At 55.4% G+C, this 23,570-nt stretch carries 26 protein-coding genes and 1 riboswitch; of the genes, 14 read left to right on the forward strand and 12 right to left on the reverse strand.

The window, feature by feature from the left end; translation table 11 throughout:
• Positions 1-3 precede the first annotated feature (3 nt).
• Complete coding sequence (locus I6L58_RS22350; protein WP_088208274.1) at positions 4-1,377, reverse strand: MFS transporter; 1,374 nt, start codon at positions 1,375-1,377, stop codon at positions 4-6.
• A gap of 178 nt (positions 1,378-1,555) precedes the next feature.
• On the opposite strand from I6L58_RS22350, the gene kdgR reads away from it, so the two are divergent.
• The gene (gene kdgR, locus I6L58_RS22355) at positions 1,556-2,347 is read left to right on the forward strand and encodes a DNA-binding transcriptional regulator KdgR (protein ID WP_088208275.1); all 792 of its coding nucleotides are present in this window, start codon (positions 1,556-1,558) and stop codon (positions 2,345-2,347) included.
• 61 nt (positions 2,348-2,408) lie between these two features.
• Here the strand turns inward: kdgR and I6L58_RS22360 are convergent, their stop codons facing one another.
• On the reverse strand, positions 2,409-2,648 hold the full coding sequence (locus I6L58_RS22360; protein WP_042320581.1) for a YobH family protein: 240 nt from the start codon (positions 2,646-2,648) through the stop codon (positions 2,409-2,411).
• A 159-nt stretch (positions 2,649-2,807) separates the two neighbouring features.
• On the opposite strand from I6L58_RS22360, the gene mgrB reads away from it, so the two are divergent.
• The 7 genes from mgrB (at position 2,808) to rlmA (ending at position 8,041) form a co-directional block, all read left to right on the forward strand.
• Positions 2,808-2,951, forward strand: coding sequence for a PhoP/PhoQ regulator MgrB (mgrB, locus tag I6L58_RS22365; RefSeq protein WP_006175995.1), 144 nt, complete (start codon positions 2,808-2,810; stop codon positions 2,949-2,951).
• A gap of 74 nt (positions 2,952-3,025) precedes the next feature.
• Positions 3,026-3,316: a YebO family protein gene (locus I6L58_RS22370; protein ID WP_006175993.1), complete on the forward strand. Its 291-nt coding sequence runs from the start codon at positions 3,026-3,028 to the stop codon at positions 3,314-3,316.
• A 22-nt stretch (positions 3,317-3,338) separates the two neighbouring features.
• Positions 3,339-4,328, forward strand: coding sequence for an MBL fold metallo-hydrolase (locus I6L58_RS22375; protein ID WP_088208409.1), 990 nt, complete (start codon positions 3,339-3,341; stop codon positions 4,326-4,328).
• Positions 4,329-4,853: 525 nt separating this feature from the next.
• Complete coding sequence (locus I6L58_RS22380) at positions 4,854-4,970, forward strand: DUF2627 domain-containing protein (RefSeq protein WP_042320041.1); 117 nt, start codon at positions 4,854-4,856, stop codon at positions 4,968-4,970.
• Between the two features lie 39 nt (positions 4,971-5,009).
• The gene (cspE, locus tag I6L58_RS22385; protein WP_001062678.1) at positions 5,010-5,219 is read left to right on the forward strand and encodes a transcription antiterminator/RNA stability regulator CspE; all 210 of its coding nucleotides are present in this window, start codon (positions 5,010-5,012) and stop codon (positions 5,217-5,219) included.
• Between the two features lie 236 nt (positions 5,220-5,455).
• Complete coding sequence (ftsI, locus tag I6L58_RS22390) at positions 5,456-7,156, forward strand: peptidoglycan glycosyltransferase FtsI (protein WP_006175988.1); 1,701 nt, start codon at positions 5,456-5,458, stop codon at positions 7,154-7,156.
• 69 nt (positions 7,157-7,225) lie between these two features.
• Complete coding sequence (rlmA, locus tag I6L58_RS22395; protein WP_088208276.1) at positions 7,226-8,041, forward strand: 23S rRNA (guanine(745)-N(1))-methyltransferase; 816 nt, start codon at positions 7,226-7,228, stop codon at positions 8,039-8,041.
• On the opposite strand, the gene mntP is transcribed toward rlmA, so the two are convergent.
• The 5 genes from mntP to manX all read right to left on the reverse strand — a co-directional run bounded on the left by mntP (position 8,038) and on the right by manX (position 12,187).
• On the reverse strand, positions 8,038-8,604 hold the full coding sequence (gene mntP / locus I6L58_RS22400) for a manganese efflux pump MntP (RefSeq protein WP_137848812.1): 567 nt from the start codon (positions 8,602-8,604) through the stop codon (positions 8,038-8,040). The genes rlmA and mntP overlap by 4 nt on opposite strands.
• 10 nt (positions 8,605-8,614) lie before the next feature.
• Positions 8,615-8,804, reverse strand: a riboswitch (yybP-ykoY riboswitch).
• A gap of 197 nt (positions 8,805-9,001) precedes the next feature.
• Positions 9,002-9,460, reverse strand: coding sequence for a DUF986 family protein (locus I6L58_RS22405; protein ID WP_006175981.1), 459 nt, complete (start codon positions 9,458-9,460; stop codon positions 9,002-9,004).
• A 53-nt stretch (positions 9,461-9,513) separates the two neighbouring features.
• Positions 9,514-10,365: a PTS mannose transporter subunit IID gene (locus I6L58_RS22410; protein ID WP_006175979.1), complete on the reverse strand. Its 852-nt coding sequence runs from the start codon at positions 10,363-10,365 to the stop codon at positions 9,514-9,516.
• 12 nt (positions 10,366-10,377) lie between these two features.
• Positions 10,378-11,178, reverse strand: coding sequence for a PTS mannose transporter subunit IIC (manY, locus tag I6L58_RS22415; RefSeq protein WP_006175977.1), 801 nt, complete (start codon positions 11,176-11,178; stop codon positions 10,378-10,380).
• A gap of 46 nt (positions 11,179-11,224) precedes the next feature.
• Positions 11,225-12,187 (reverse strand): PTS mannose transporter subunit IIAB, encoded by a 963-nt coding sequence (gene manX / locus I6L58_RS22420; protein ID WP_088208278.1) that lies wholly within the window; start codon positions 12,185-12,187, stop codon positions 11,225-11,227.
• A 316-nt stretch (positions 12,188-12,503) separates the two neighbouring features.
• On the opposite strand from manX, the gene I6L58_RS23075 reads away from it, so the two are divergent.
• Together I6L58_RS23075 and yoaE are read left to right on the forward strand one after the other, a co-directional pair.
• Positions 12,504-12,662 carry a protein YoaL gene (locus tag I6L58_RS23075; protein ID WP_390881734.1) on the forward strand — a complete coding sequence of 53 codons (159 nt, stop codon included), beginning with the start codon at positions 12,504-12,506 and terminating at the stop codon, positions 12,660-12,662.
• A complete protein-coding gene (gene yoaE, locus I6L58_RS22425; protein ID WP_088208279.1) occupies positions 12,650-14,209 on the forward strand; it encodes a CNNM family cation transport protein YoaE in 1,560 nt (519 codons plus the stop codon). Before I6L58_RS23075 ends, yoaE begins: the two co-directional genes overlap by 13 nt.
• A 6-nt stretch (positions 14,210-14,215) precedes the next feature.
• Here the strand turns inward: yoaE and I6L58_RS22430 are convergent, their stop codons facing one another.
• The 4 genes from I6L58_RS22430 to pabB form a co-directional block, all read right to left on the reverse strand.
• Positions 14,216-15,814: an EAL domain-containing protein gene (locus I6L58_RS22430; RefSeq protein WP_088208280.1), complete on the reverse strand. Its 1,599-nt coding sequence runs from the start codon at positions 15,812-15,814 to the stop codon at positions 14,216-14,218.
• Between the two features lie 130 nt (positions 15,815-15,944).
• A complete protein-coding gene (gene sdaA, locus I6L58_RS22435) occupies positions 15,945-17,309 on the reverse strand; it encodes an L-serine ammonia-lyase (protein WP_042320025.1) in 1,365 nt (454 codons plus the stop codon).
• A 183-nt stretch (positions 17,310-17,492) separates the two neighbouring features.
• Positions 17,493-18,038 carry a CoA pyrophosphatase gene (locus I6L58_RS22440; RefSeq protein ID WP_153681881.1) on the reverse strand — a complete coding sequence of 182 codons (546 nt, stop codon included), beginning with the start codon at positions 18,036-18,038 and terminating at the stop codon, positions 17,493-17,495.
• 36 nt (positions 18,039-18,074) lie between these two features.
• Complete coding sequence (gene pabB, locus I6L58_RS22445) at positions 18,075-19,424, reverse strand: aminodeoxychorismate synthase component 1 (RefSeq protein WP_088208281.1); 1,350 nt, start codon at positions 19,422-19,424, stop codon at positions 18,075-18,077.
• Between the two features lie 60 nt (positions 19,425-19,484).
• Here pabB and I6L58_RS22450 point away from each other — a divergent pair, with 60 nt between their 5' ends.
• On the forward strand, positions 19,485-19,670 hold the full coding sequence (locus I6L58_RS22450; protein ID WP_088208282.1) for a YoaH family protein: 186 nt from the start codon (positions 19,485-19,487) through the stop codon (positions 19,668-19,670).
• 6 nt (positions 19,671-19,676) lie between these two features.
• Here I6L58_RS22450 and I6L58_RS22455 read toward each other — a convergent pair whose 3' ends face one another.
• Positions 19,677-20,021 carry a RidA family protein gene (locus I6L58_RS22455; RefSeq protein ID WP_088208410.1) on the reverse strand — a complete coding sequence of 115 codons (345 nt, stop codon included), beginning with the start codon at positions 20,019-20,021 and terminating at the stop codon, positions 19,677-19,679.
• Between the two features lie 132 nt (positions 20,022-20,153).
• Between I6L58_RS22455 and I6L58_RS22460 the strand changes: the two genes are divergently transcribed.
• The 3 genes from I6L58_RS22460 to I6L58_RS22470 all read left to right on the forward strand — a co-directional run bounded on the left by I6L58_RS22460 (position 20,154) and on the right by I6L58_RS22470 (position 23,447).
• Positions 20,154-22,064 (forward strand): ATP-dependent DNA helicase, encoded by a 1,911-nt coding sequence (locus tag I6L58_RS22460; RefSeq protein WP_088208283.1) that lies wholly within the window; start codon positions 20,154-20,156, stop codon positions 22,062-22,064.
• Positions 22,065-22,130: 66 nt separating this feature from the next.
• Complete coding sequence (tsaB, locus tag I6L58_RS22465) at positions 22,131-22,826, forward strand: tRNA (adenosine(37)-N6)-threonylcarbamoyltransferase complex dimerization subunit type 1 TsaB (RefSeq protein ID WP_006175962.1); 696 nt, start codon at positions 22,131-22,133, stop codon at positions 22,824-22,826.
• Positions 22,827-22,865: 39 nt separating this feature from the next.
• A complete protein-coding gene (locus I6L58_RS22470) occupies positions 22,866-23,447 on the forward strand; it encodes a Slp family lipoprotein (protein WP_058610218.1) in 582 nt (193 codons plus the stop codon).
• Positions 23,448-23,570: the final 123 nt, after the last annotated feature.

Below are 23,570 nucleotides of genomic sequence, written 5' to 3' on the forward strand. Positions count from 1 at the left end.
TTTTTATGCCTGCGCGCGGGGTTGCGTGATCCGCAATCCGCTGACAATGGCCGCAGTCGTCGCCAGTGTTCCGGCCGTAAGCAGCGCAACGTGGGTGCCGTTCTGCCCGGCAAGGTTGAACATCAGCGCAACCAGCGCGGCACCGGTACTTTGCCCTAACAGACGCGCCGTTCCCAGCATGCCGCTGGCTCCGCCGCTGCGATGGCGTGGGGCAGCGGTCATAATGGTATGGTTATTGGGTGACTGGAACAGACCAAAACCGGCTCCGCACAGGACCATTCTCCAGATGATATCCATGTCGGAAGGCGTGGAGGGGAGCAGCGCCAGCGCAAACAGGCCGCTCGCCATCACTACCAGCCCTAACGCACCCAGCAGCCCCGCATGGACCCGTTCAATTAAATAGCCTGCCAGCGGGGCCATCACCATGGTTGCCAGCGGCCATGGCGTCAGCAGCAGCCCTGTCTCCACCTCGGAACGACCCACGATGCTCTGCAAAAAGAACGGCAACGCGACCAGCGCCAGCATCTGGGCGCAAAACGAACAGATTGAGGTGCAAATAGAAAGCGAAAACAGCGGAATACGCAGCAGGTCTACCGGCAGCAACGGCACCGGCAGCGCCAGCTGACGACGGACAAAGAAGAAACCCACGATCAGCATGGCGGCGACTTCTGCTGCGATAAGCGTCAGAGATTGCCCTTGCGCGAAGCCACTCAGGGCCGTGATAAGTAGACCGAAGGTTAGCGCATTCATCACCGCGCTGGGTAAGTCGAAGCGCGGCTTGTTGCTTTTGGGGCCATTAGCCGGGAGATAACGCAGGGCGAAGAAAATAGCCACAATCCCGAGCGGCACATTTATCGCAAAAAGCCACTGCCATGAAGCAACAGACAGGATCGCGGCAGCAATCGTGGGGCCTGCCGCCGAGGAAACCGCCACAATAAACGAGTTGATGCCCATCCCCCGGCCTAGCTGGCGCTGGGGATAGATAAGCCGTATCAATGCCGTATTCACGCTCATCAGAGCCGCGCCGCCGAAGCCCTGAGCAATACGGGCCAGCGTCAGGGTATGCAGTGAGTCCGACAGGGCGCAAAAAAGCGAGGTCAGCGTGAAGACCACCAGGCCACACTGATAGACCCGCCGGTAGCCAAACATATCCCCCAGAAAAGAGAGCGAAAGTAAGGAGATCACAATCGCGATTTGATACGCATTCACAATCCAGATGGAGCTGGCAGGAGAGGCGTTGAGGTCGCTGGCGATTGTGGGCAATGCGACGTTGGCAATCGCGCCGTCGAGGACGGCCATCGAAATACCAATAATAATGGTGGCGATAGCACCATACCGCTGGGGCAACGGCAGGCCATCGGAAGCGTGTTTTTCCATGGGAAATGAAATGCTCAGGATGAAATTATTCTCAGGGTAACTATTTTAGCATCGTTATTTCGGTTTTATGTCGCAGATTTGTAACGAAGTAAACGCAGATTGATTGCAGGCAGCATGACTCGAATTTATAATAAAAACCGGTTCTGATTTTTATAAAACACTCTGTATGAGGTGATAAATGGCAATCGCAGATTTGGATAAGCAGCCAGATTCTGTTTCTTCCGTGCTGAAGGTGTTTGGCATCTTGCAGGCGCTCGGAGAAGAGCGTGAAATTGGTATTACAGAATTGTCGCAGCGCGTGATGATGTCGAAAAGCACCGTTTATCGCTTTTTGCAGACCATGAAGTCTTTGGGCTATGTCGCTCAGGAAGGCGAGTCTGAGAAATACTCTCTCACGCTGAAGCTGTTCGAGCTGGGTGCCCGCGCGTTACAAAACGTGGATCTTATTCGCAGCGCAGATATTCAGATGCGTGAACTGTCACGCCTGACGAAAGAGACGGTCCACCTGGGCGCGCTGGATGAAGACAGTATCGTTTACATCCACAAAATCGACTCGATGTATAACCTACGTATGTACTCGCGTATCGGACGTCGTAACCCGCTGTACAGTACGGCAATCGGTAAAGTGCTGCTGGCCTGGCGCGATCGCGAAGAGGTGACGCAAATTCTGGACGGCGTGGAGTATAAACGCAGCACCAACCGCACCATCACCAGTACCGATGAGCTGCTTAAGGTACTCGATACCGTTCGCGAGCAGGGCTACGGGGAAGATAACGAAGAGCAGGAAGAGGGGCTGCGCTGCATTGGCGTACCTGTTTTTGATCGCTTTGGCGTCGTGATTGCGGGCCTGAGTATCTCATTCCCGACGCTGCGCTTCTCGGAAGAACGCCTGCATGAATATGTTGCTATCCTGCACACTGCGGCGCGTAAAATCTCTGAGCAGATGGGTTACAACGACTACCCGTTCTGATTGCTGTCAGGCATAAAAAACGCCGCATCGTCTGCGGCGTTTTTTTTATACTGTTAAACGGTTAGCCGTTATCGATGACCACGGACGTTTTACGCAGTACCGGGCAGTTGGTTAATCCAATGATACCGCTGTCGGAGTGCAGATACTGGGCGGTACTCATACCCTGTGCCGTGACGTACTTACACTGAATGCCTAATCCCGCTGCATTTTCGGTGCTCCCCACAAGCACACCATATCCGGTTAATAAAAGGCCAATCCACACAACGGCCAGTGCAATAGTTGTTCGAATGATAAAATGCATCATTACCTCTTTATCTTTGTTGTCATGCACTAAGCCTAAACGGTTTACGGTGTGAAACAAGTGAACTATTCCGAAAAGGATTTGATGCGGTTACAGTTAGCCGCTGTTTAAGATTAGCGTGCTAACCTGGTAACATACGGTCATAAGACGGAGTGTGGAGTGAAAAAAATACGCTGGGTGATTCTGATTATTGTGCTGATAGCATGCGTCGTATTGTGGACGCAGACTATCAATGTGATGTGCGATCAGGATGTACAGTTTTTTAGCGGCGTTTGCGCAATCAATAAGTTTATCCCGTGGTAGACCGCATTTTTTCTCAATGTGATGCCCTTCCTTCGCGCCAGTGGTAAAATAGCCGTTTTTATTGAGGTGGTGAAATGGGTGAGTTACTGAATTCAGGGCTGCTAAGCTTGGCGTCCCTGGCAATCTCGTTGATTGTTATGGTGGTAGGGCTTGTCATATGGTTTTTCGTCAACCGTGCCAGCTCCCGGACTAACGAGCAGATTGAACTGCTGGAAGCGATGCTCGATCTGCAAAAGCGTCAGAATGCGCTGCTGCGTCGTTTGTGTGAAGCCAACGAGCCTGAAGAGAAAGCGGTAGTGAAAGAGAGTGCGCCAGACGCTAAAGACGATGAAGACGATTTCATTCGTCTGGTGGCCGAACGCTAGATTGCAATGATGGGAGGTGGCCGTGGTCTGGAAAAATCCCTGGTATGACCCCTCCCTGAAACACCACACGCCGGATGGTTTTCGCAATACCCATTCCACAGGACATCAGCCCGGCGATGTCGATCGCTGGCAGAAAGAGCGTAAAGCCGCTGGCCTGCCGAAGCCCCCGTCTTCTGGATACGACGCCTTTATCCAGACCTGGTGGCAGCCTGTTGAACTCAACGCACGCCCGGAGGATGGGGCATGGTGGCTTGGGCATGCCAGCGTGTTATTGCGCATGGACGGCAAGTACCTCCTGACCGATCCGGTTTTTTCCCATCGCGCATCACCCGTGCCCTTTCTTGGACCACAGCGAAAAACCCCGCCCGCTATCACCGTCGAAAGCCTTCCGACACTGGATGCGTTGCTGATTTCCCATAATCATTATGATCATCTTGATGCCGCAACGGTGCGAAAGCTCTTGCGGCGCTTTCCGGGCCTGATCGTATTTGTCCCTCTGGGCCTGGGGGACTGGTTCCTCAGGCGGGGGGCAAAAAATGTGGTTGAACTCGACTGGTGGCAGAACGCCAACTGGCAGGGAATAACCCTGACCGCCGTACCGGCGCAGCACTGGAGCATGCGCACGCCGTGGAATCGTAATCGTTCATTATGGTGCGGCTGGGTTGTCGAGGGGCGACAGCATCGGTTCTGGTTTAGCGGGGATACCGGGTATTCGCCGGAACTGCTGTTAATCCCGGAGCGGCTTGGCGCAATTGATTTTGCCGCACTGCCGATTGGCGCATATGCACCCGAATGGTTCATGGCAGTGCACCATATGAACCCCCATTCTGCCGTGGCGCTGTGGCAAGGCCTCGGGTGTCCGACTGCTTTTCCCATTCATTGGGGCGTGTTCGAACTGGCCGATGAATCTCTTGATGAACCCGTGCAGGCGTTACGAAGGGCGCTTGATAATGTAGCACCCGTTAATAATTCATTCAGGATACTGAAAATTGGCGAATATTTATCCGTATAAAGCGTGCGCCGGTTCGTTATCTATATTCGGTATGGAGCATCGCCCGGGAATGTTTTAATTATATCGAAACGTTTTGCTTGCCTTCTTTTGATGCAGCGTCATAAATATTTCATTATTTTAGTGCAACGTATTTTTATTAAACGGTGGTTTTTAATACAGTTTGCCAAAGGCAATTAAAGCTGTTTTTAAAATGTAACTTTTCAGGTACGTTGCAATCATTTCGGCATAACTTTTCACAATATGTTCTAACTCAATCATTGCAATGAAGAAAAACAGGCTGAAATCTGGACGTATCGAAACGCGTGAACTATGTTAAAAAAGTCTTTGGTTACAGCGGTTGTGAATACAACGGCGCGGTAGTATAGGCTGGCAACATTGTCCATAGCCGGACGCATATTTTTGCAGAATGGCCAGGGACAGAGCCAGAATTTGTGCGGCGGATCGAGACGCGTTTAAAAATGGCTTGCCATATTAAACGTTGTATGTGATAACACGGTTTGGGTCAAACGAGGTACAGTTCTGTTTATGTGTGGCATTTTCAGTATAGAAGTCCTGAGTAAACACGTTGTCGTTGAATACCGCTTCTCTGCCGAACCTTATATTAGTGCCTCATGCAGTAATGTCTCAGTTTTATCTAGGTAATGCCCGCGGGCAAAGAAAACACTCTAAGGAATTTTGCAAATGGCAAAGATTAAAGGTCAAGTTAAGTGGTTCAACGAGTCTAAAGGTTTTGGTTTCATTACTCCTGCTGACGGCAGCAAAGACGTGTTCGTACACTTCTCTGCAATCCAGGGTAATGGCTTCAAAACTCTGGCTGAAGGCCAGAACGTTGAGTTCGAAATTCAGGACGGCCAGAAAGGCCCAGCTGCAGTTAACGTAACTGCTATCTGATCGAACCACTGCTGACAGAAGTGCTATCGCGCTTCACCATCAGACATAAAGCCTCGCACCGTGCGGGGCTTTTTTACGCCGTTTCTTTCAGAATATGACTGACGGCGACCTTGTTCGCAACTTGTTGCAAAGCTTCGACATTATTAGCATTGTTTTTCCCCCTCACGACAAAGTTTTCCCGTTAAATCAGGGCGTTGATTCATTGTCCTGGGGTTCAGGTGAAAAAGAAAACCATAATGACCACCGGAAACTTCACGCCGGTGCGTTTTGCTCTGCTGTGTCTCGCCATTCTGGGTAGTCTCGTTTTTCTGCTGGGCCGCGTGGCCTGGCTGCAAATTATCAAACCCGATAATCTGGTTAAGCAGGAAGATATGCGCTCCCTGCGACAGCTCGCGATCGACGCGCCGCGTGGCATGATTGTCGATCGCGAAGGACGGCCCCTTGCCGTGAGCGTGCCTGTCAGAGCCGTGTGGGCCGATCCGAAAACGGTGCTGGCAAAAGGCGGCGTCGGGTTCGATGAACGCTGGCAGGCGCTGGCGAAAGCGCTGCATCTGTCTCTCGGGACGCTTGCCTCCCGAATTAACAGCAATCCTCATGGGCGGTTTATCTATCTCGCCCGCCAGGTGGACCCGTCTCAGGCGCAGTGGATCGATAAGCTCAATTTACCGGGTATTAACCTGCGTGATGAGTCGCGGCGTTTTTATCCCGCCGGGCACGTCGCGGCGAATCTTATCGGTTTTACCAATATTGATGGTCAGGGTATTGAAGGCGTAGAAAAAAGCTTCAATGCGCAACTGACGGGCAAGCCCGGTGTCCGGCAGGTGCGGGAAGACCGCTACGGCCATGTTATCGAAAACCTCACGGAAGTCGCTCCGGTGCCCGCGCATAACATCCAGCTGAGTATCGATGAGCGTTTGCAAACCATCACTGAAGACGCGCTGGACAACGCCGTCGCCTGGAACAAAGCCGAATCGGGCGCTTCGGTGCTGATTAATATCCAGACCGGCGAAATTCTGGCGATGGCGAATTTCCCGGACTTCAACCCCAACAACCGCGAGGGGGCGACGCTGAATGATTTCCGCAATCGCGCCATCAGCGACACCTTTGAACCCGGCTCCACCGTCAAGCCGCTGGTGCTCATGACCGCCCTCCAGCAGGGGCTGGTTCAGCCGGACAGCGTGATCGACACCCATCCCTACACGCTGGACGGTCACCGTATCCGCGACGTGGGTTATTACCCGGAGCTGACCATGACCGGGATCCTGCAAAAGTCCAGCGATACCGGCGTATCCCGCCTGTCTCTGGCGATGCCCATTCAGCGGTTGCTTGATACCTACAAAAACTTTGGCTTTGGCACCAGCACCGGCCTTGGCTTAACCGGCGAGAGTTCCGGCCTTCTGCCAAATCGCAAGTACTGGAGCCAGCTCGATCGCGCGACGTTTGCCTTTGGCTATGGACTGATGGTCACGCCGCTGCAGCTGGCCCATGTTTATGCCACTATCGGAAGTTACGGACTTGAACGCCCGCTGTCGATCACCCGCATCGATCCGCCCGTTATCGGCAAACGGGTGATGCCGGAAGAGATTGCCCATGAAGTCGAGCATATGATGGAGAGCGTTGCGCTTCCGGGCGGAGGCGGCGTGAAGGCGGCGGTACGCGACTACCGCGTGGCGGTGAAAACCGGCACGGCGAAGAAAATTGATGAAAGCGGTAAATATGTCGATAAATACGTTGCCTACACCGCAGGCGTCGCCCCCGCCAGCAATCCGCGTTTTGCGCTGGTCGTTGTGATTAACGATCCTCAAAATGGGGCTTATTACGGCGGGGCGGTCTCAGCCCCGGTGTTTAGCGAAATCATGGGCAATGTCCTGCGCCTCGAAAATGTTAAACCGGATGGCCTGGCGGCAGATTCTGACCATCTGATCGTCATGCGTTAACCCAGCCGTTTTCTACAAGGGCGAATAGCGGTACACTTTCGCCCTTTGATGAATGCCCCCGGAGTCACCATGTCTTTCAGCTGTCCCCTTTGCCACGCACCGTTGACACGCTCAGCGAAAAGTTTTGCCTGTCCGCAGGGACACCAATTTGATATGGCAAAAGAAGGGTATGTGAATCTTCTTCCGGTGCAGCACAAACGCTCCCGCGATCCGGGTGACAGCGCGGAGATGATGCAGGCCCGCCGTGCATTCCTTGATGCCGGACACTATCAGCCGCTGCGCGATACCGTTTCACAGCTGCTGGCAGCAAACCTGATGCAGGGCGCAACGGCTGTGCTGGATATTGGCTGCGGGGAAGGGTATTACACGAGGGCGTTTGCGGACGTAGCTAAGGCAAAAGGGGCAGAAACCTGGGGGCTGGATGTCTCAAAGGTGGCGATTCGGGCCGCGGCGAAGCGCTATATGGCCGTGACGTTTTGCGTAGCATCAAGCCATCGCCTGCCGTTTGAAAATGCGAGTATGGATGCCGTGGTGCGAATCTACGCGCCCTGTAAGGCGGAGGAGCTGGCGCGCGTGGTGAAACCGGGGGGATGGGTGATAACCGTCACGCCTGGCCCGCGTCATCTCATGGAATTAAAGGGACTCATCTATGACGACGTGCGCCTGCATGCGCCGCACTCGGAACAGCTGGGTGGCTTTACGCTCAAAGACGAGCTCGCGGTAGCGTATGAGATGAACCTGAACGGGGAAGAGGCTGTGGCGTTACTGCAGATGACGCCGTTTGCCTGGCGAGCAAAGCCGGATGTGTGGGAAAAATTAGCGCAACAGACGACCTTTTGCTGCCAGACGGATTTCAGTATCCACTGCTGGCAGCGCGAAGATTAACCCGCGAAGTGTGCCCAGAGGATTTGGGCACCAATGCCGATCAACACGATCCCGCCCAAAATTTCGGCTCGCTTGCCCAGCAGCGGGCCAATAAACCGACCAACCATCATGCCCAGGGTAGACATAATGAGCGTCGCACAGCCGATAGCCAGCGCGGTGGCAATGATATTCACCTGCAGGAAGGCCAGACCCACCCCGACCGCCATTGCATCAAGGCTGGTGGCAATCGCGGTGGTGACTAACAGCCAAAAACCGTGGCGGTGCTGAGGCTCTGCGTCGTCGTCGCTGTTTCCGCGCACGCCTTCGATCACCATGCGTCCACCCAGAAAGACCAGCAGGACAAAGGCAATCCAGTGGCTCCACTCCAGCACGAACTGGCTGGCAAGCATACCCAGCCCCCAGCCTATTAGCGGCGTGAGCGCTTCGATAGCACCAAAAATCAGACCCGTGCGCAGTGCTTCAGAGAATTTAGGTTTGTGGAGCGTGGCACCTTTGCTGATGGAAACCGCAAATGCGTCCATAGACATGCCGAAAGCGAGAAGAATTGTGGCGGAGATATTCATGACAGCATCCAGACCGGGGATATCCATATGACACATCACTGCCCCCAGTAAACAGCAGTTGATGTATCTATGGTCTCGCCTGACCGTGACGCACGTAAACCGTGCTACAAACGATCCGTACGCGCCACGTTTTTCAACGAGTATGTTGACACGTACATTTTCTGAAAACAGAAAATTAGCTACTCCCCAACGACGGGCGCAACCTTAACATAATTTGAGAATATAAAACAACAACGGCGCGCTATTAATTTATTAACTTGTTGATAACGATTTTCATTTAGGTTTATTAGTGAATTTATCGTTAATAAATATAAGGGAAATAACGCGATGAATATAGCTTTGGCTATATTTACGTCCTGAAATAAAGACAGGATATAGCCATGGCTATATAGATAACTTACTGAGTTTTAAGGAGTAATTGATATATTCTTTCCAGGTCGTCAATATTCTTCACGCGAATAAGCAGGCGGCGCTGTTCTAATTGCATCACCAGTACGCCGTCTTCGGATAAATTCATCTCTTTAATACGGTTATATTCTATCCATACATTGGCGAAGAAAAAACCACTGCGTTTGAAGATGATTTTAGGCGTACGGATCCAGAAAAGATAAATGGCCATCAATGCCAGCGCACATAATAACCATGTGGTTAATAATGCACCGTGGCTCATGACGTTGTTGTAAATAAGAATGACGATAAGGCCCGCGAAGATAAACGCATCAACGCGTCCACGGCGCAAAAGGGGTAGGGCAAGCAGCGTCTCGCCGTGACGGCGAGGCATGATGAATTCGTCATAGATCGCGTAAGCCAGAAGGGCAACAATAAACAAAACCAGTACGATGTCCGTGACAGTCATTCATCCTCCAGATAAAAAAAACCGGGGGCAAGCCCCCGGCTTATAACACGTTCTTACAGACCCAGCAGGCCGACCGCGTAGCCCGCGATACCGATGACAAAGAAGCCAACGATGATCCACAGCGGGTTAACTTTTTTGCGCAGCAGCCACATACAGGCGAAGGTCAACAGCAGCGGTACCAGGCCCGGCATCAGCTGGTCCAGGATAGTCTGCACGGTGGTCACGCGAGTCTGTCCATCCTGGCCGGTGATGGTTGAGACCACCAGCGGGATGTTCACGTGCGTCCATTTGTTAACCAATGCCCCCATGACAAACAGGCCGAGAATAGACGCCCCCTCGGTCAGTTTCTGCAGGAAGCCGCCGCCCATGTCCTTCACGATGTCCACACCCTTACGGTAGCCGTAAGCCACACCGTAGTAACGGGTCAGCAGACGGACGGCATTGAACAGGATGAAGAACAGCAGAGGGCCGAGCAGGCTACCGCTCATCGCGATCCCGGCACCCAGCGCCGCAAAGACCGGACGCACGGTTCCCCAGAAGATAGGGTCACCCACGCCTGCCAGCGGCCCCATCAGACCAACTTTGATACCGTTGATGGCACCATCGTCAATCTCTGCGCCGTTTGCACGCTGCTCTTCCATCGCCAGCGTCACGCCCAGTACCGGGGCGGCGACGTAAGGATGGGTGTTGAAGAATTCCAGGTGACGCTTTATCGCCTGACGGCGCGCTTCGTTGTTTTCAGGGTAGAGGCGTTTGATCGCCGGTACCATGGAGAAGCAGAAGCCCAGCGCCTGCATACGTTCGAAGTTCCATGAACCCTGAAACAGGTTAGAACGGATGAACACGCCACGAATATCACCCGGAGTCAGTTTCTTCTCAGGGGTAGTTTTTGTCATATCAACCATGTCGCTCACCTGCTAGTCCAGTTCGTTATCGAGATCGTTATTACCAGCGGCCTGCACCGGCGCACCCGCAACGCGGTTATATTTCGGGCTCAGCTGGATATAGAGAATCGCCATGACGGCACCAATCACACCCAGTGCAACCAGGTTGAAGTTGGTGAAGGCCGCAGTCACGAAGCCGAGGTAGAAGAACGGCATCAGGTAGCCCGCACGCATCATGTTGATAACCATCGCATAACCGACCACAACGATCATGCCGCCTGCAATGTTCAGACCACCGGTGACCACTTCTGGAATGGCGTTCAGCATGCTCTGCACTTCGCTGGTACCGACGGAGATAGCAACGATAACCGCCGGGATCGCGATACGCATCGCCTGCAGGAACAGGGACGAAACGTGGATCCAGGAGAGCGCCGTCAGGTTGCCATTATCCGCCGCCTTATCCGCTGCGTGCTGGAAGGCCACGGTGATAGTACGAACGATGATGGTCAGTACCTGGCCTGCTGCTGCCAGTGGGATCGCCAGGGCAATACCCGCACCGATGCTCTGATGACCGGCAATAACCAGAACGGTTGAGATGATAGAGGCCAGCGCGGCATCAGGCGCAACGGCGGCACCGATGTTCATCCAGCCGAGGGCGATCATCTCCAGGGTACCCCCGATGATGATACCGGTTTTCATATCACCGAGAACGGCACCAATCAGCGTACAGGCCACCAAAGGGCGGTGGAACTGAAATTCATCAAGTACGGATTCCATACCCGCAATACATGCGACGACGAACACCAGCACAATCTGAAGAGTGGTAATCTCCATTGTACTTCTCCTATTACATAAGCTTTATGTGAAAAACCGGCGCGGGTTATTTCCCGACTTTGCCGATCAAATCCATCATCTTCAGTTTCTGGTCAGTGGAAACCTTACGGGCTTCCAGCTCAATACCGCGGGCATTCAGTTTGTTGAACGCCTCGATATCTTTCTCATCGACTGAAATCGCGTTGTTGACCTGCGTTTTGCCCTGGCGGAAAGCCATGCCACCGATGTTAACGGAGGTAATTTTCACGCCGCCTTCAACAATGCGCTCGACGTCTGTCGGGTTAGTAAACAGAAGCATCACGCGTTCGCCCGCGTATTTCGGGTTGTTATAAACACGGATCATTTTGGCGACATCCACCACGTGGGCGGTGACGCCCGGCGGAGCTACCTGGGTGAGAAGGGTTTTACGAACGGTGTCCGCGGCCACTTCGTCGCTGACAACGATAATGCGCTTAACGTTGGTCTCTTTGGTCCAGCGCGTCGCGACCTGGCCGTGGATTAAGCGGTCATCGATACGCGCAAGGCCGATGACCATGTAATCGTTAGCACCCATCGGTTTCGCCGGTGCGGCAGCTTTAGGGGCCGCGGCAACAGGCGCGGGTTTTTCAACCGGCTGCGCTTTCAGTGCTTTCACACCTTCGCGGCCGGTTTCAACCGCCAGCGCGACCAGTTCGTCAAAATCAGGGTTGTCGTCGCGCGCCATGAAGGTTTCCACCAGCATCGGGATATTTACCCCGGCGACAACTTCATAATGCTCTTTATCGACGACAATGCGGCTGGCAGCATTAAACGGGCTGCCGCCCCATGTATCAACGAGAAACAGCACGCCTTTGCTGGTATCCAGCTTCTCAAGCTGAGCAGTATATTTCTCGATCAGCGTTTCGGCGTTTTCACCGGGAACGAAATCGATCCAGCCTACGTTTTCCTGCTCACCCAACAGCATTTCTGCCGTTTTGAGTAGCTGCTCTGCAGCCCAACCATGTGTGCCTATGACAATAGCAATGGTCACTTGCTACCTCCTTTTATTATCATTGATACGCCCACGGTGCAGGCGTACTGAGAATCGTCTTACGTGTACCGAATCGATTCAGATAAGGGTTAGAGTTAAATTAACTAAGACTTCCGCGATTTATTTTAGACAGTGAAAAAATAATTTATGTGATGAAGATCCGTAATTTAGCTTTCGAAAAAGAGAAATTACGCGTCGAAAATTTAGTCGTAACACCTTTTTGCAAAAGAAAGTAAATCTTTGCCAAAATCTTATTGTCTCTGATATGTTTAGCCTCCGTTTAATCGATCAGGAGTATAGGGCAGCAGCCCACTATATGGACCGTCACCGACGTCAGTCATCCTCCAGGCCACATTGCGCCTTTTTCACCGGCAATTCTTGCCACGCACCGACTCTGTCTGCCTTTGATTTGCCCTCGTTGAGTGGGGCACCGTTTCGTCATTCCTTTAGCAGGAGCTTGTCATGGAATTCTTAATGGACCCGTCAATCTGGGTAGGATTACTCACGCTTGTCGTGCTCGAAATCGTTCTCGGTATTGATAACCTGGTGTTTATCGCCATCCTTGCCGACAAGCTGCCGCCTAAGCAGCGCGATAAGGCACGTCTGATTGGCCTCTCGCTGGCGCTGATCATGCGTCTGGGCCTGCTGTCCGTGATCTCGTGGATGGTTACGCTGACCAAACCGCTATTCTCGGTGATGGACTACACCTTCTCCGGGCGTGATTTGATTATGCTCATCGGGGGTATCTTCCTGCTCTTCAAAGCGACTACCGAGCTTCACGAGCGGCTGGAGAATCGCCAGCACGACGATGGCCACGGGAAGGGCTATGCCAGCTTCTGGGTCGTGGTGTTGCAGATTGTGGTGCTGGATGCGGTCTTCTCCCTGGATGCGGTGATCACGGCGGTCGGTATGGTGAACCACCTGCCGGTGATGATGGCGGCGGTTGTTATTGCTATGGCGGTCATGCTGCTGGCGTCTAAACCGCTGACGCGTTTCGTCAACCAGCATCCGACGGTGGTGGTCCTGTGTCTGAGCTTCCTGCTGATGATTGGTCTCAGCCTGGTGGCAGAAGGTTTTGGCTTCCATATTCCGAAAGGCTACCTGTACGCCGCGATTGGTTTCTCGATCATTATCGAGCTGTTTAACCAGATTGCGCGCCGGAACTTTATCAAGCAGCAGTCGAACCTGCCGCTGCGCGCCCGCACCGCCGACGCCATTCTGCGTCTGATGGGCGGTCGTCGCCAGGTGAACGTGCAGTCTGACAGCGAAAACCGTAACCCGGTGCCGGTCCCGGAAGGGGCGTTTGTTGAAGAAGAGCGCTACATGATCAACGGCGTGCTCTCGCTGGCCTCCCGCTCTCTGCGCGGTATTATGACGCCGCGCGGTGAAATCAGCTGGGTGGATGCCAACCTGAGCGTCGACGAAATTCGCCAGCAACTGCTCTCTTCGCCGCACAGTCTGTTCCCGGTGTGCCGTGGTGAACTGGATGAAATTATTGGCGTTGTGCGAGCAAAAGAGATGCTGGTAGCGCTGGAAGATGGGGTTAACGTTGAAGCGGTGGCTGCCGCCTCCCCGGCGATCGTGGTGCCGGAAACGCTGGATCCGATCAACCTGCTGGGCGTACTGCGTCGCGCACGCGGCAGCTTTGTCATCGTCACCAACGAGTTTGGTGTGGTGCAGGGGCTGGTCACGCCGCTGGACGTACTGGAAGCGATTGCCGGTGAATTCCCGGATGCGGATGAAACCCCGGAGATCGTGAACGACGGCGAAGGCTGGCTGGTCAAAGGGACCACCGATCTGCATACGCTCTCGCACATGCTGGGCGTTGAAAACGTGGTCAACGACGAGGACGATTCTGCAACGGTTGCCGGGCTGGTGATTGCCGTTAACGGGCAAATCCCGCGCGTCGGTGACGTTATCGAGCTGCCGCCGCTGCATATCACCATTGTCGAAGCCAACGACTATCGTGTGGATATGGTGCGTATTGTTAAAGAGCAGTCCGCGCATGACGAAGAAGAGTAAGGCTGTTTAACGCATCGGCATCAGGGGCACAATGTGCCCGTTATGCTGCGCTGGCGGGGGGCTACTCCCCGCCAGCCACCTCGGAAACTCCCTCAGCGGCATTGGCCGCGCATAAAGATACCCCTGTAAAATATGCACCCCGTGACGGCGCAGATACCGCGACTGTTCTTCTGTCTCAACCCCTTCCGCAACCAGTTCAATGTTCAGCCTCTGGCCCAGCGCGATAATAATATCCGTCACCGTCGAATTTACGGCGTCAGTGCCGATGGCGGTGGTGAACGACTTATCAATTTTCAGCACGTCCGGGTGAAGTTTTTCCAGCCATGACAGCGAGCTACTGCCGGTACCAAAATCATCAATCGCCAGCTTAATGCCCTTGCGGTGGAGCTCGCGCACGATGCGGTAATCAACATCCAGCAGAGCGTCGCGCTCCGTTAGCTCGATCACCAGCTGCTGAATGGGGTGCGAATGGAACCACAAGCGGTTGAGATCCTGTAGCAGGATGCCCCGGCGGAAATGGCTGGCAGCCACGTTAATGCCGATGTGAAAACCGGGCGTCGCCGGGAAATACCCGAGCTGGCGCACGGTTTCAAAAATGACGTAGCGGGTGAGGGGGGCAATCAGGTTGTGCTCCTCGGCCAGGGGAATAAACACGTCGGGCGAAATCCAGCCCTGACGCGGGTTATTCCAGCGCAGCAGGATCTCAACGCCCACGCACTCCTGCGTTCTGGCATTGACCAGCGGCTGGCAGAACAGCTCAAATTCACGCGCCGCCAGCCCCATATTGATCTCCCAGGTAAAGCTCATCCGGCGGGCGGTGGCAAGCCAGGCGATGTACCCCACCAGCAGGCTCAACATCAACGCCAGCGGGAGTTGGGTAGGGAGGTTTTTCAACGCCATGACACCGGGGCCGGGGCCGCTCACGGTGATGCTGAAAGGGTAGCGAGCTGAATTTTGCGTCAGCAGTACGTCGCTATCATCAAAGATCAGCGAATCGGTCACCTGTTGGCCGTAACGCAATGACTGGTCGCCTACGGTCAGCACCACGTCAGTGATCAGTGGGCGCTGGGGCTCCAGAAGCATTCGGGTGAGCAGTTCAATATTGACGACTTCCATCAGCCCGTTTTCGCCGTTTCCAGAAACCGGATACCACTGGATCAGGATCGGGCTGCCGAGCAGCAGCCAGCGGTCGGTGGACAAAATCAGCCTGGGTTCGCTGGCCGGCAGCATCGGCTGAACCTCGCGCACGGGGAGGTTTCGGCTGCCAAAAATACTGGAGCAATAGACCACCCCGTCCTGAACAAGGGCGATGGAGCGAACGGTCTGAAGCATCGCAGCCTGCTTGCGCAGCACCAGATGGGCCTGCGGACAGGGTTCGCCCACCAGGGATTGCAGCACCTCACGGTGATTGTCCAGGGCTATCAGGATGTTATCGAGAGAGACGACGGTATGGCGGGTAAAGTCCAGAATGCGTTCCTGATTGACGTTCCGCTGGGAAATAAACCGGATGCCCAGCGTCAGGATGAGCGTAAGGAGCGCAACCGTTACACAGACGATAACGCGTTTTCGGCGATAGTCTTTAATGATCGTCTGTGCAGTTTGCATGAACGGTCGCCCGATACGCTGCCAGCCCCAAAAGCCGGAAGCAACAGAGAAAGTGTAGTGGGGATTGCGGGAGGAGACGAGACGGGAGACAAAAATTCGCCCATCTGTTGCAGATGGGCGTAAGGGAGTATTAGTCGCACTGAACCTTGATGGCCAGGCCGCCGCGGGAGGTCTCGCGGTACTTCGCGTTCATATCTTTGCCGGTCTCGTACATGGTTTCGATAACCTTATCCAGCGATACGCGCGGTTCGCTGGTACGGCGCATCGCCATGCGCGAGGCGTTGATCGCTTTCACCGAAGCAATCGCGTTACGCTCAATACACGGTACCTGAACCTGACCTGCAACCGGATCGCAGGTCAGACCGAGGTTGTGCTCCATGCCGATTTCTGCCGCCACGCACACCTGCTCAGGGCTTGCGCCCAGCAGCTCTGCAAGACCGGCAGCGGCCATCGAGCAGGCCACGCCCACTTCACCCTGACAACCCACTTCAGCACCGGAAATTGAGGCGTTCATCTTATACAGCGCGCCAATCGCACCCGAGGCGAGGAAGTAACGGATGTAAATATCCGGCGTGACCGGTTCGATGAAGTGATCGTAGTAGGCCAGAACGGCAGGCACGATACCGCACGCACCGTTGGTAGGTGCCGTCACCACGCGACCACCGGCGGCGTTCTCTTCGTTTACCGCGAGGGCAAACATGTTCACCCAGTCCACGACGTTCATCGGGTCATTGGAGAACTTGTCGGTGGTAACCAGCATGCGGCGCAGGGCAGAGGCGCGACGCGGAACGCGCAGCGGGCCAGGAAGCACCCCTTCGGTATTCATCCCGCGATCGATACAGGCGCGCATGGTTTGCCAGACGTTAGCAAAATAGTCTTCAATCTCTTTCTTGCTGTGCAGCGCCAGTTCGTTCTGCATCACCATGCCGGACAGCGACAGGCCGGTCTCTTTGCAAAAGCCCAGCATCTCAGTGGCTGACTTGAACGGATACGGCACGTTCACGTCGCCAGCGGTATCTTTACCGAAATGCTCTTCATCCACGATGAAACCACCGCCGATGGAGTAATAGGTTTTGCTGTAAATCTCTTTTTCACCGCTCCAGGCGTGAATGGTCATGCCATTTTCATGCAGCGGCAGGTTGTCGCTGCGAAAACGCATGCCGTCGTTTTGCGGGAAATCCACTTCCTGCTGACCATTGGCCAGCAGCAGGCGACCGCGCGTTTCCACGTCGCGGATAAATGCCGGAATGGCATCAATATCTACGGTGTCCGGCATGTTACCTGCCAGACCCATAATAATGGCGATATCGGTGTGGTGGCCTTTACCCGTTAATGACAGTGAACCGTAAACATCCACGGCGACACGGGTAACGCTTTCCAGTAATCCTTTTTCGACCAGATCATCGACGAACTGTTTACCGGCCTTCATCGGCCCTACAGTGTGGGAAGAAGAAGGACCAATTCCCACTTTGAACATGTCGAATATACTAATCACGTTTACACTCCTGACAGGGTTACCGGGTCTCCAGTAACGATGTTATAACTGCGCATAGTGTATGAGGGAACGTCGGTGTCGGCTTAACTATTCACATGAATTAAACTAATGCTTAACCTCTGAATTACTAATGCTGAGACGCGCCTCGCAAACCGTCACCGTTTCCAGGAATGTAAAGTATAGTCAAGGCTTCAGGCCGATTTGCAGAGCCAGCTCACGAATGATGCCTGCGGTCATGCCCCAGACAAAATAATGCTGGTACCAGGATAACCACACCCGATGTTCGTGCCCACGGCGCTGAATATCCAGAGGGTGATAGCGGCTAAGACGCAGCGCTTCTTCCAGCGGCATTTCGAACACCGCGGCTACCTCGTCGACGCTGGCGTGATACTGAAGGTCGGGCGGGATAATACCGACGACGGGAGTGACCTGAAATCCGGTGACGCTGTCAACGGGCGGCAGCACCCCGATGATTTCCACGGCCTCAGGCGGGATGGCGACCTCTTCGTGCGCTTCGCGCAGCGCAGCGGCAATCAGCGAGGCGTCGGTACTGTCGACGGCCCCGCCGGGGAACGCGACCTGACCGGCATGCTTGCGCATATGCGGCGAGCGCTGGGTCAGCAGAAGACCGGGTTGTTCGCGACGTACCACCGGGATCAGCACCGCGGCCTGACGTTGATTCAGGGTTTCGCGGCTCACCTGCGGGCGCAAAAGCTGAAAGCGTGACATAAACGCATCGAGCGTCAGGTTCTCATTCTTCACCCGTTACTTCTCCAGTTGCTTCAGGATACGGTTAACTTTATCAAAGGTTTCCTGATATTCCGACTGTACCTCACTGTCTGCAACAATGCCGCCGCCCGCAGAGCAGTATAGGCTGCCGTCCCAGGCGGTCACGGTGCGGATGGTGATGCTGGTGTCCATGGTGCCGCACAGGCTGATGTAGCCAATGCTGCCACACCAGGCGTTGCGGCGGTGCGGCTCCAGCTCGTCGATGATTTCCATCGCCCGGACTTTTGGTGCGCCGGTAATCGACCCGCCGGGGAATGCGGCGCGCAGCAGGTCGCAGGCGGTGCGTGAAGCGGGCAGTCGTGCAGTGATGGTGCTCACCAGATGGTGAACGGCCGGGAATGCTTCAACCACAAACAGCTCAGGCACGCGCACGCTGCCCGGCTCGGCCACGCGGCCAATGTCGTTGCGCATCAAATCGACAATCATCAAATTTTCGGCGCGGTCCTTTGGGGATGACGCCAGTTTCTCCGCCTGCTGGCGGTCGGCAACCGGGTCGGCAACGCGCGGCAGCGTGCCTTTGATGGGGCGGGTCTGAATAGTCCGATCGGCCAGATGAATAAAACGCTCCGGCGAAAGGCTCAGGATCGCCCCCTCGTCCAGGCGGATAAAGGCGCTAAAGGGCGCTTTATTGCTGGCATTAAGATGGCAAAACGCCTGCCACTCGTCGCCCTCATAGGTCGCCTGGAACCGCTGGGCAAGGTTAACCTGATAGCAATCGCCGCTTTGCAGCCAGGCCTGAACGCGGGCGAACTTCTCGGCATACGCCGGGGCGGTCATGTTGGACCGCCAGCCTGAGGTCAGGCTGAAAGGCTGTGGTGTCGCGGGTGTCTGCGCCTCAAGCCAGGCGAGCCGGGCGTGGACGTCCGCATGGCTCAGGAGCAAGACGCGCTGCCGGTGGTGATCGACAATCAGCGCCCAGTCGTACAACCCTACCGCCATATCCGGAATGGCAATATCCCGCTGCGCGATGTCAGGCAACGTTTCATACCGACGCCCGAGATCGTAGCCAAACAGCCCGAGCGCGCCGCCCTGGAAGGGCAGGTCAGGATGGGGCGAAGCAGATAAGCCAAGGGCATCAAGGCGCAGCTGGAGCAGGGTGAGCGGATCGTCGCTGGATTCCAGCCCTCCCACCGTGGTGAGGTTTCCCCGCGTGACCAGGGTTTCCAGCGGGTCAGCAACCAGGATATCAAACCGGCTATAAGGATGGTCAGCATGGCCGGAGTGCAGCAGCATGGCGTACGGACGGTGGCTCAGGCGGGCAAACCAGAATTCGGCGGCGTCAGCACGCCAGGGCAGGGTAATAACAGTGGGCAAGCGCGTGTTCATGTGTGGCATACTACCGGCAGCGTGAAATAATGAGCGCGAATAATTTAGCAGGAGTTGACGATGTTTGCAGGTTTACCTTCTCTAAGCCACGACCAGCAGCAGAAAGCGGTTGAGCGAATTCAGGAGCTGATGTCCCAGGGGATGAGCAGCGGACAGGCTATTTCTCAGGTGGCAGAAGAACTTCGCGCCACCCATACCGGTGAGCGGATCGTGGCGCGTTTCGAGGATGAAGAAGACGAAGAGTAATCGGGCTTAAACCGCCGCGATAATCTTAATCTCAACCTTATATTCCGGTTTCATCAGCGTGGCCTGTACGGTGCAACGTACAGGCGCGTGACCCGCCACAACCCACGCATCCCAGGCTTTGTTCATCGCCGCAAAATCTTCTTTATTCGCCAGGAAAATAGTGGCATCCAGAATGCGGGATTTGTCGCTGCCCTGTTTCTCCAGCACGGCATCAATTTGTGCCAGGGTGTTAGCCGTCTGCTCATAGGCATCTGCGTCCAGGTTGGCCGGCACGCCGGTGTAGTAAAGCGTCTGGTTATGGATCACAACGTCAGACCAGCGGGCTTCGGCATCAATGCGCAAAATTGACATAAACGTTTCCTCGTTATTTTTCATATCAGGCGGCAAGACTGCCATATTGTTCCCCCTTCGTCACTATTTGGGGTGGCACAGGAAGGGATGGGCTGACATAATCCCTGTGCAAAAATACAGTGAGAGAGCACCGTGGCAGACGATTTTTCCCCAGAAGGCCAGTTAGCAAAGGCCATTCCCGGCTTTAACCCGCGTGAACCTCAGCGGCAGATGGCGCACGCCGTCGCAAAGGCAATTGAACAGGCGCAGCCGCTGGTGGTTGAGGCCGGTACCGGCACGGGGAAAACCTACGCTTACCTCGCACCTGCGCTGCGTGCAAAGAAGAAGGTGATCGTCTCGACCGGGTCGAAAGCGCTGCAGGACCAGCTCTACAGCCGCGATTTGCCGACGGTGGCAAAAGCGCTGAAATACAAAGGGCGGCTGGCCTTGTTGAAAGGGCGCTCAAACTACCTCTGCCTCGAGCGGCTTGAGCAGCAGGCGCTGGCGGGGGGCGATCTGCCGGTACAGACCCTGAGCGATGTCATTATTCTTCGCGCCTGGGCGAACCAGACCGAGGAGGGGGATATCAGCACCTGCGCGAGCGTGCCGGAAGATTCCCCGGCCTGGCCGCTGGTAACCAGCACCAACGATAACTGCCTTGGCAGCGATTGCCCGCTGTATAAAGAGTGTTTTGTGGTCAAGGCGCGTAAAACCGCGATGGACGCAGACGTGGTGGTGGTCAACCATCATCTGTTTCTGGCCGATATGGTGGTGAAAGACAGCGGCTTCGGTGAACTCATCCCTGAAGCCGAGGTGATGATTTTCGATGAAGCCCACCAGTTGCCGGATATTGCCAGCCAGTATTTCGGCCAGTCGCTCTCCAGCCGCCAGTTGCAGGATCTGGCAAAAGATTTCACCATTGCCTACCGCACCGAACTGAAAGATACCCAGCAGCTGCAAAAGTGTGCCGATCGACTGGCGCAAAGCGCCCAGGATTTCCGCCTGCAGCTGGGTGAGCCGGGCTATCGCGGCAACCTGCGTGAACTGCTGGCTGACAGCAATATTCAGCGTGCGCTGCTGCTGCTCGATGATGCGCTGGAGCTGTGCTACGACGTCGCGAAGCTGTCGCTGGGCCGCTCTGCGCTGCTGGATGCCGCCTTTGAGCGCGCGACGGTCTATCGTACACGGCTCAAAAGACTCAAAGAGATCAACCAGCCGGGATACAGCTACTGGTACGAATGCACCTCGCGTCACTTCACCCTGGCCCTGACGCCGCTGACCGTGGCGGACAAGTTCAAGGAGGTGATGGCGCAAAAGCCAGGCAGCTGGATTTTTACCTCGGCAACCTTGTCGGTGAATGACGATCTGCACCACTTCACCGAACGCCTGGGCATTGAGCAGGCCGAATCTCTGCTGTTACCCAGCCCGTTTGATTACCAAAAACAGGCGCTGCTCTGTGTGCCGCGTAACCTGCCGCTCCCCAACCAGCCGGGGGCGGCCCGTCATCTGGCGGCGATGTTAAAACCGATGATCGAGGCCAATAATGGCCGCTGCTTTATGCTCTGCACATCCCACGCGATGATGCGCGATCTGGCGGAGCAGTTCCGCGCCACCATGACATTGCCGGTACTGTTGCAGGGCGAGACCAGCAAAGGGCAGCTTTTGCAGCAGTTTGTCAGTGCGGGTAACGCCCTGCTGGTGGCGACCAGCAGCTTCTGGGAAGGGGTGGACGTGCGCGGTGATACGCTTTCGCTGGTCATTATCGACAAGCTGCCGTTTACCTCGCCGGACGATCCGCTGATCAAGGCGCGAATGGAAGATTGCCGCCTTCGCGGGGGCGATCCGTTCGATGACGTTCAGCTCCCGGATGCGGTCATTACGCTGAAGCAGGGGGTAGGGCGTTTGATCCGCGACGTCTCCGATCGCGGCGTGCTGGTGATTTGCGACAATCGCCTTGTTATGCGCCCTTACGGCGCGACCTTTCTCGCCAGCCTGCCGCCCGCACCCCGAACGCGGGATATTAAACGCGCGGTTCGCTTCCTGGCGAACCCGACGGCGGAGTAATTCGCCCCGGAGTATGGTAAAATGCGCGCCATTTTGTGACTGACCCTTGCGAGAGCGCGACGACTAATGCGAATTCTGGCTATTGATACGGCAACAGAAGCCTGTTCTGTTGCCCTGTGGAACGATGGCGCGATCGGTGCCCATTTCGAAGAGTGCCCGCGAGAGCACACCCAACGTATTCTTCCTCTGGTTAAGGCGATCCTGAACCAGGGACACACCGCCTTAACCGATCTTGATGCGCTGGCCTATGGCCGTGGGCCGGGCAGTTTTACCGGCGTGCGTATCGGGATTGGTATTGCCCAGGGCCTGGCGCTGGGTGCAGAACTGCCGATGATTGGCGTCTCCACGCTGATGACCATGGCGCAGGGCGCATACCGTATGACCGGCGCAACGCGCGTGCTGGCAGCCATTGATGCCCGCATGGGCGAAGTCTACTGGGCTGAATATACCCGCGACGAGCAGGGCGTGTGGCACGGCGAAGAGACGGAGGCGGTGCTTAAGCCCGAGGCCGTGACCGAGCGCCTGACGCAGCTCTCCGGCGAGTGGGCAACGGTCGGCACGGGCTGGGCCGCCTGGCCGGAGATGGCAAGCAATACGGGCATCACGCTGGTCGAGGGCAACATGCTCCTGCCTGCTGCAGAAGACATGCTGCCCATCGCCTGTCAGCTTCTCGCGGCGGGAAAAACCGTGGCCGTTGAGCATGCAGAACCTGTTTATTTACGAAACACCGTCGCGTGGAAGAAACTTCCTGGCCGCGAGTGAATCTCAGTAATAGGAACTGAGAAAAAAAGGAGTCGCATCATGGCGGTTCAGAGTAACGTAGTACGCCTTTTACTGGCAGGCGCGGTTGCCATAGCACTGAGCGGTTGCGTAACCGTTCCTGATGCGATCAAAGGCAGCAGCCCGGTGCCTCAGCAGGATCTGGTGCGTGTAATGAATGCCCCTGAGCTGTACGTGGGACAGGAAGCGCGCTTCGGTGGCAAGGTGGTTGAGATGGTGAACCAGCAGGGTAAAACCCGCCTGGAAATTGCCACCGTGCCACTGGACAGCGGCGCACGTCCGATTTTAGGTGAGCCTTCTCGTGGGCGCATCTACGCTGACGTCAGCGGCTTCCTCGATCCGGTCGACTTCCGCGGGCAGCTGGTGACGGTGGTGGGGCCGATTACCGGCACGGTTGAGGGTAAAATCGGCAGCACGCCGTACAAATTTATGACCATGCAGGTAACCGGCTATAAACGCTGGCGCATTGCCCAACAGGTTGTCATGCCTCCGCAGCCGATCGATCCGTGGATGTGGGGTCCACATCCGTACCGCTATGGCTACGGCGGCTGGGGCTGGTACAACCCAGGTCCGGCACAGGTTCAAACGATCGTAACTGAGTAACTTACTGTTTTAATTATGAAAGAGACAGCGGCTCAGCCGCTGTCTCTGTTTTTTTACGGATAAAACGAAAAAAAAGAGTGACGCGCTTCGCAACCTTAAATCTGGGTAATTAATAAACTGGTA

This window comes from Enterobacter cancerogenus, from assembly GCF_019047785.1.
GTDB classification, from domain to species: Bacteria; Pseudomonadota; Gammaproteobacteria; order Enterobacterales; family Enterobacteriaceae; genus Enterobacter; species Enterobacter cancerogenus.